This window comes from Streptomyces cupreus, assembly GCF_014257025.1.
GTDB classification, from domain to species: domain Bacteria; phylum Actinomycetota; class Actinomycetes; order Streptomycetales; family Streptomycetaceae; genus Streptomyces; species Streptomyces cupreus.
In genome coordinates this window covers 1-7428 of record NZ_JACMSF010000128.1, presented here as the reverse complement: position 1 = coordinate 7428, position 7428 = coordinate 1, and the positions used below count along the sequence as shown (strand labels likewise).

The 7428-nt window shown below is 68.4% G+C and carries 5 protein-coding genes; 3 read left to right on the top strand and 2 right to left on the bottom strand.

The features are described 5' to 3' along the window. Positions 1–530: 530 nt before the first annotated feature. A complete protein-coding gene (locus tag H4N64_RS43600) occupies positions 531–1403 on the bottom strand; it encodes a GNAT family N-acetyltransferase (RefSeq protein ID WP_186288172.1) in 873 nt (290 codons plus the stop codon). A 183-nt stretch (positions 1404–1586) separates the two neighbouring features. Between H4N64_RS43600 and H4N64_RS43595 the strand changes: the two genes are divergently transcribed. Together H4N64_RS43595 and H4N64_RS46655 are read left to right on the top strand one after the other, a co-directional pair. Then, entirely contained in the window at positions 1587–3341 is a 1755-nt protein-coding gene (locus H4N64_RS43595; protein ID WP_260860420.1) for an NB-ARC domain-containing protein, read from the top strand. Continuing rightward, the gene (locus H4N64_RS46655; RefSeq protein ID WP_336246976.1) at positions 3263–3829 is read left to right on the top strand and encodes a tetratricopeptide repeat protein; all 567 of its coding nucleotides are present in this window, start codon (positions 3263–3265) and stop codon (positions 3827–3829) included. The genes H4N64_RS43595 and H4N64_RS46655 overlap by 79 nt, the downstream gene beginning before the upstream one ends. Positions 3830–4155: 326 nt before the next feature. On the opposite strand, the gene H4N64_RS43590 is transcribed toward H4N64_RS46655, so the two are convergent. Then, on the bottom strand, positions 4156–6192 hold the full coding sequence (locus H4N64_RS43590; protein WP_186288171.1) for a serine/threonine-protein kinase: 2037 nt from the start codon (positions 6190–6192) through the stop codon (positions 4156–4158). Positions 6193–7163: 971 nt separating this feature from the next. Between H4N64_RS43590 and H4N64_RS43585 the strand changes: the two genes are divergently transcribed. Continuing rightward, positions 7164–7349, top strand: a complete 186-nt coding sequence (locus H4N64_RS43585; protein WP_186288170.1) for a hypothetical protein — start codon at positions 7164–7166, stop codon at positions 7347–7349. The last annotated feature ends 79 nt before the right edge of the window (positions 7350–7428 follow it).

The window sequence follows — 7428 nt, the reverse complement described above, 5'->3', positions numbered from 1 at the left end:
ATAGAGCACGAATTGCGCAAGCGCAATTCGAAATTCCCGCGTAAACGCGGGAATAGAATTCCGCAAGCGGAATTCTGACAGGATGTCAATTCGCGCAAGCGCGAATTGAGGGAGTCCCGCAAGCGGGACTCCTAAGGGCTGGCAACAAGGGGCCCGGTGCATCGTTCGCAAGCCTGTGTAGCCATTGGGAATCATGGCTACTGCCACCGCGTGACTTGACGGGCGGTCAGCCGACAGGGCGTCAGCCCTCACCATCCGGTGAACGTGATAGACCGCAGTCCGCCCCCCCTCCCTCGGGGCCGAACTCGCCCGGCGTCCCAACCTCGCTACGCCCCCGCCGGCCCCCGTCCTGACATCCCGTCACCGTGAAGGGGGCATGCACGCATCACGGTGACGATCAGGGGTAGATCTAGGGTGATGCATCACACTAGGTAGCTGTGTAGGGATTGGGATCAGATGCCCCCTCCCAAAAAGAAATCCGGTGACCTCTGAGAATCTCCATCAATCCGACACCGGATTCACAAGAAGGGCTATCGGGATTGCTTGGTGAAGGAATAGAGACGGTCGATCTCCTCGAATCCCGATGATTCATAGAGGGCCTTGGCGGCCGTCCGGTCCCGGTCACCGCCGGGCGGTGCGTCGTCCACGAACAGGATGACGTCGGCTGCGCCCATGCGGCTGAGCGCGTGGAGGGCGGTGCCAAGGAGGGCACGGCCGGTCCCCTGTCCGCGTGCGGCTGGCTGGACGCCGATCCACCACACAACTCCGGTGCCCTGTACGGGTGTTCCGATGGTGGCGTCCGCGAGGGTCTTGCCGTCTTCGGTGACGAGGAGACGGCGGGTGTCGGGGGTGGCCGGCTCGGTGTCGTAGCGGGTGAGGCGGGGCAGCTCGGGGGCGGGGAGCGTGCGGTGCATGTAGCGCCACAGGTCAACTCCCGTGTAGCCAGCGGCTGTCAGAGCGGCGTGCGTGGCCGGGCGGTGGCCTGCGGGGAGGGCTTCCACGCCCAGGGTGAGCGCGGTGGCGAAGTGGAAGGCGTCCAGAGTGCGGGTGCCCAACTCGGTCCCAGCACGGTCCAGCAGGGCGCGGGCAACACTCTCGTCCTCGCGGCAGTGCAGCCACAGGATCACACCGTGACCGTCCTTGGGACGCAGGGCGTAGGAGACGACGCCCAGGACGGTGCCGGCGGCGCTGGTGGCCACGGTCGTTGTGGGGCAGGCGAGTTCGGCCCACCAGCCTGCATCCACCCTGGAGCGGCCCCTCACGGCGTCGGCAAGCATGGCGGGGGTAGCGGCGGGCTGGCCGGGCAGCCGGTCGGCATTGACCAGCTCCAGGACCGCCGCCCGGTCGGCTGGAGTGTAGGGGCGCAGGCTCACGCCCGGTACGGGACTCACGTACACGACCATCGCGGGTGCTCCTCTCCGTGTCCAGGAAGCGGGAAGAGGGCTTCAGCAAGGCGCCAGGGCGCCTTCTGAAGCCGTGTGAGAAGCGGTCAGGGTGTGAGGGTGGCTCCATGCCCGACGGCTCCCTTCAGCCACTCCTAGGCTTGGGATGCCGGCTCGGCCGGGCGGGGGCAGGGGGTGGAATGCATGGAGCCCTTGGACGACGACGCGGGCGTCGACGCGGCGCGGGGTGATGCGATCGATTTCGGTCACAGCGCCTTTCATGGACCGGTCGTGGGCGTGCAGCACAACCACCACGCTGTACCGCGCACTCCGGCGCCGTGGCCGCATCAGGTCGGGACCATGCCACCGCAGGCCGTCTGTTTCCAGGACCGGGCCGAGGTCGCCCGCCTGGCCGCAGCACTCACCGGCGGCGGTGCGGCCGTCGTCACGCCGACCGCTGCGGTGGGGGTGGTCGTCGGGTTGGGCGGGGTGGGCAAGACCCAGCTCGCCGCCCACTACGCCCGCACCCTGTGGCAGGCCGGGCAGCTGGATGTGCTCGTGTGGATCACCGCCAGCAGCGGCGAGGCCGTTGTGGAAGGGTTTGCGGCTGCGGCTGCCGAACTCATGGGCATTGGCGAGGAAGTTCCGGCGCGGGCGGCCGCGATGTTTCTGGCTTGGCTGGAGCCCAAGGCAGGCCAGAAACGCTGCCGTTGGCTGGTGGTGCTGGACGACGTGAGTGACCCGGCGGACCTGAACGGTTGGTGGCCGCCCGTCAGTCCCACCGGTCGAGTCCTGGTCACCACCCGCCGTCAGGACGCCGCCCTGACCACCGGCCGCCACCACATACCCGTCGGCGTCTTCACCCCCGAAGAAGCCCTCGCCTACCTCACCGATGCCCTCCCCCGCACCGAACCCGCCGGGGAACTCGCCGCGCTCGCCGAGGACCTGGGGCATCTGCCGCTGGCCCTCTCCCAAGCCGCCGCCTACCTCACCGACACCACCACCCCCGTAGCCGGCTACCGGCAGCTCCTCGCCAGCCGCACCACCGCCCTGCGCGACGCCGCACCCGATGCCCTGCCCGACGGACAGCAGGTGACAGTGGCCGCAACCTGGGCGCTGTCGATCGAGCACGCAAACCGGCTCCGCCCCGCAGGACTCGCCCGCCCGCTGCTCCAGCTGGCCGCGTTCCTGAACGCCAACGGCGTTCCCCACAACGTCCTAACCGGCCCGGCCGCCCGCACCCACCTCACCCACCACCGCACCGACCAGCCCATCCCGGGGAACCCGGCCGAAGACATGCCAGAGCGGGAAGTGTCGGAGCAAGAGGCCCACCTGGCCCTGAGTGCCCTGCGCCGGCTCAGCCTCATCCAGCACGATCCCACCACACCTCAGACCGCAGTGCGTGTCCACCAGCTCGTCCAGCGCGCCGTCCGCGACACCCTCACCCCCGCCCAGTACAACGAGATCGCCCGTAGCGCTGCGGATGCCCTGCTCGCCGTCTGGCCCGGCATCGAGAACGAGACCGCGCTGGCCCGGGCACTGCGCGCGAACACCACTGCCCTCACCGACAGTGCCCAAGACGCGCTGATCGAACCGGACGCACACCCGGTGCTCTACCGCATCGGAGAAAGTCTCGGCGAAAGCGGCCAGGTATACGCCGCGCGCCACCACTTCGACCGCCTGGCCCTCGTCACCACATCCCGCCTTGGTCCCGATCACCCCGATACCCTCACGGCCCGATACGAACTCTCCCGCTGGCAGGCGCGGGCGGGGGATGCGGCCGGAGCCATCGACGCACTCGCCGACCTCCTGCGCGACCAGATCCGGGTCCTGGGCCCCGACGCCCCCGACACCCTTAGCACCCGGTACGAGCTGGCCTACTGGCGGGGGGAAGCGGGGATGCTGTCGGCGCCGCCACCGTCTTCTCCGACGTACTGCGCGACCAGACCCGGGTCCTAGGCGAAGACCACCCCCATACCCTCGCCACCCGGCATGAGCTGGCCCGCTGGCAGGGGGAAGCGGGAGATGCCGCCGGAGCCGCCACCGCCTGCACAGACCTGCTGGCCGACCGGATCCGGGTCCTTGGCAAGGACCACCCCCGCACCCTCAGCACCCTCAGCACCCTCAGCACCCGGCATAACCTGGCCCGCTGGCGCGGGGAAGCGGGAGATGCCGCCGAAGCCGCCACCGCCCTCGCCAGCCTCCTCACCGACCGCATCCGGGTCCTTGGCAAGGACCACCCCCGCACCCTCAGCACCCGCCACGAGCTGGCCCGCTGGCAGGGGGAGGCGGGAGATGCCGCCGGAGCCGCCACCGCCCTCGCCGACCTCCTCACCGACCGGACCCGAGTACTGGGCCAAGACCACCCCGAAACCCTCAACACCCGGCATAACCTGGCCTACTGGCGGGGGAAGGCGGAGAGCGGCGGTTCAGCGAGGGCCGAGTAGAGGTCCTGAGGAGTGGCCCAGGCACTACCGGCTGGACCGTGATCAGAACTGGATACACCCTGGCAAGACACTCCCTCCTCGGAACAGCCCGGCTTAAGAGAGCGCGCCGCAAACCTCACCGGCGACGTCGCCTTCACCATCGACTGCACCGTCTGCACCCCCTGCCGTCTCGGATGGGTCGAGCAGCCCTACACCATGGACCAGTACCAGCGGTGCAGCTGGCCACCGCCGGCCTGGAAGCGCTACGCCTCGAGCACCCCGGCCTGCCCTGGCACACCCTGGGCGGCCACGGCCAAGACTCCCAGGCCTTCTGGACGCCTCGGCGTCTATCTGACTGTGTACACGCTGCCCTGTGGGGAGACCGCGTAGAGATTGTCGTTGATGCTCATGACCGGAGATCGGGCCCAGGAGCCGTGGGCCTGCTCCGTCTGGCGGGGCTGGTGGTCCCAGACCTGCTTCCCCCTCTGAGTGTCCAGGGCGATCACCCTGCCATCCGCGGCGGCAAGGTAGATCCGCCCACCGGCAAGGGTCGGAGGAGCCGAGATCCTCACGCCCACGCTGGTGCGCCACCTCATCGTGCCGGTCTTGTGGTCGACGGCGATGACCGTGCCGTTGTGATGAGCTATACAGACCACGTCGCTGTGAGCCACGGCCTGATGGGCGAGATTGTCCCGCGTCGCCGCAACGGGCGGGAGAACGGTGGCGGCCTTGCGGCTACGGGTGTCCAGGCGCACCAGAGCTCCGCCGCCGTCACCGCCCAGCGGGGTCCTGAAGTACAGAGCACCCGGCGCCGACACCTGGTAATGCAGTGGGCCGTCTACGGTGGTGCTCCACCGTCGGGCGCCGGTGTCTTCCTCCACGGCCGTTACCGTGGTGCGCGGTCGTCCCACATCGGCGAGGTAGACCCCGTGACCATTGGCGATCAAGTACGTCAGGTGCCGAAAGTGGCGTGTCCATCGGATCGCGTGCGTGGTGACGTCGAAGGCTTCCACTCTGCGGTTGTAGACGAGGAAATACATGGATTCGGTGAGACGGATCTCCAGCGGGCGTTCGGTGAACGTCCTGGTCCACAGGCTCTTTCCGGTCCGGATGTCCAACACGCGCAGGCGTCTGTAGGCGGTGTCGCGGTGGGCGTACCAGAGCCGTCCGTTCGCAGCGCCCAGCAGTTCCACGGTGGCTTCCGGGCCCGTGGGATGGTTTTGGAACAGCTCTGCTGCGACCTCACGGGCGGGAATCGTGTGGCGCCAGGAGACCGTACCGTCGGTGGTATCGACGCGCATCACGGTCCGGCTCCCGGCCTCGCAGTAAATGGCATCCGGGCCAGCCAGACAGGCTTCTCCGGGGGCTGCAACCTCGCGGATCCTGGTTTCCCAGGGTCTCCATCCGGCAGGCGCCGGGAATTCCGGTCTCCCACCGACTGCCACGACAGCCCCGCCTGCGACCAGCAACGCCAGCACCGCCACCGCGGCCACCCACCCGGGCACCGGCCGAGCCGACCACCGCAGGACCGCCGCAACCAACCCCCGTACCACTGCTGCGCCCGGCGCTGTGCGTAACGGCGGCGATGCAATACTGAGACTCGCCAAGATCTCTTCAGGAGTGGGGCGGCCGCCCGGGTCCTTGGCCAGACAGTCCGCCACGAGCCTGCGGAACTCGTCTGGCACATCAGCGAGGTCCGGCTCTTCGTGGACGACACGGTAGGCCGAGGCATAAGGTCCGTCGGCCTCGAACGGGTAGCGCCCCATGGCGGCGTAGGCCAGCACGCTTCCCAGGGAGAACACGTCCGCCTCCGGCCCGATCTCCGCGCAGGACAGCAGCTGCTCGGGGGCCATGACCGCCGGCGTGCCGACGACCCGGCCGGTCTCGGTCAGCGGGTGCCCGTCCAGCGCCCGCGCGATACCGAAGTCGATAACTCGCGGCCCGTCCCCAGTCAGCAGGACATTGCCCGGCTTGAGATCGCGGTGGACAACACCGGCGCGATGGATGTCCCGAAGCGCACCGGCCAACGCCGCGGCCAGACGACGCAACTCCCCGCTCTCCAGCGGGCCCTGCCGGCCAACGCGGGCGTCGAGGGACTCGCCGCCCAAGTGCAAGCTTGCCATCCAGGGCTCCGGCGCGTGCGGATCGGCGTCGACCACCGGCGCCGTGAAGCGGCTGTGGACCATCCGTGCGGCCGCCACCTCCAACTCAAAGCGTGCCCGGAACTCCGGGTCCTCGGCCCACTGGCGGCGGATCACCTTCAGTGCCACCGAGTGTCCGCCCGGCGAGCGCGCCGCATACACCACGCCCATCCCGCCCGCGCCCAGCCGGCCCTCCAGCCGGTAGCCACCAACCTCGGTGGGGTCACCCTTCAGCAGGGTCATCCACGGACCCTCACAGCCGCCGCCTGTGACCTGGCCATGAGACCTCCTGAGTACGCAATTCAACGGCATGCAGAACGGCCGCAAGCTACCGCCGCCGCCACCGACCTCGCTGAGAGCTCAACGGACTTTGTGGCACCGATGTAACACTTGACCAATCGTCAATAGCGAGATGATCCACCTCGCGATGATCGAACTCGCCGTGATCAACCTCATGGCCCGCAGACTCACCGACGAAGCCACCCTGAACTGGCGCGGAACCTGACCCAGATCGAAACACGAATCACCGGACCAAACGCTCAGTCACGCTTCCCGGTACGGGATGACCGGCCCCGGCCCCCGCCTCGGGCTCATGCCTCGCCTGGCGGCCGCCTACTGGTGTCGACGGCCAGGTTGCAGAACCACCCGGCGGCAAGATCGTCCCACTGGACTTGATTGACCACGCACCAGAAAGCTTCTTCCAGTTCCTGGGCCACGGTCTCCACGTGAGCCTTGGTTGAGCATGCCACTCGGACGGTAACGTTCCTGGATGGCCCTGGGTCGAGTTCCGGAAGGCCACCACTGACAGCGGAGCCCGCCAGGCTTGCGAAGAACCGCCAGTGCGGGCCTTCAGGCCCAGGTCGCATCTCCAATTCCGAAACGAGCTGGTGGCGGCTGGCCAGGCACGCATGTACGGCCCGGGCGACAGCCGAACTCCAGTAGAGGATCTCGATTCGAACGGTGTCAGGCGCCGTGTGGGGGACTTTCATGGCTCCATGGTGCGCCGTGGCGTTGACGCTACCGAGATGCCGCACGGCACCGACTACCCGAAGAGACGAGCCTGCCAGGTGTGGAGCGCCGAGGCTGCCACCGGAGGCGCGCGGGACCACTGCTGACCTGCGTTGCAGCAGCTGCCAACTGTTGCGCACTGCCGCAACGCTGCTCCGTCATAAGACACTTGAGGGCACCTCATCCGCACGGAGCTGGAGCCCTCAATGGAGCACCCCTTCCTGCCCGAGTCGTATGGCTTGCTGGCTTTCGTCGCCGTCCTGGTGACTGGTGTTGTCCTGGTCTGCCTCGGTGTGCCCGTGGCAGACGCTGGCACCATCACGGCATCGCTCATCATCGCCCACGCCGCATGGCAGGGTCACCGTCGCGCCGGAGCCGGCGGCGGTGGGTGAGAGTGTTGTTCAACCCAGACCAGGACACAAAGAGGAACACGGAGACTGAGAAAGGATTCTGCCAGTGCCACGTCGGCAC

What these genes read in the sequence shown, in the direction of transcription:
- H4N64_RS43595 (WP_260860420.1), top strand. Translation starts at nt 1,587, where the DNA reads ATGGAGCCCTTGGACGACGACGCGGGCGTCGACGCGGCGCGGGGTGAT.
- H4N64_RS43585 (WP_186288170.1), top strand. Translation starts at nt 7,164, where the DNA reads ATGGAGCACCCCTTCCTGCCCGAGTCGTATGGCTTGCTGGCTTTCGTC.
- H4N64_RS43600 (WP_186288172.1), bottom strand. Translation starts at nt 1,403, where the DNA reads ATGGTCGTGTACGTGAGTCCCGTACCGGGCGTGAGCCTGCGCCCCTAC.
- H4N64_RS43590 (WP_186288171.1), bottom strand. Translation starts at nt 6,192, where the DNA reads ATGACCCTGCTGAAGGGTGACCCCACCGAGGTTGGTGGCTACCGGCTG.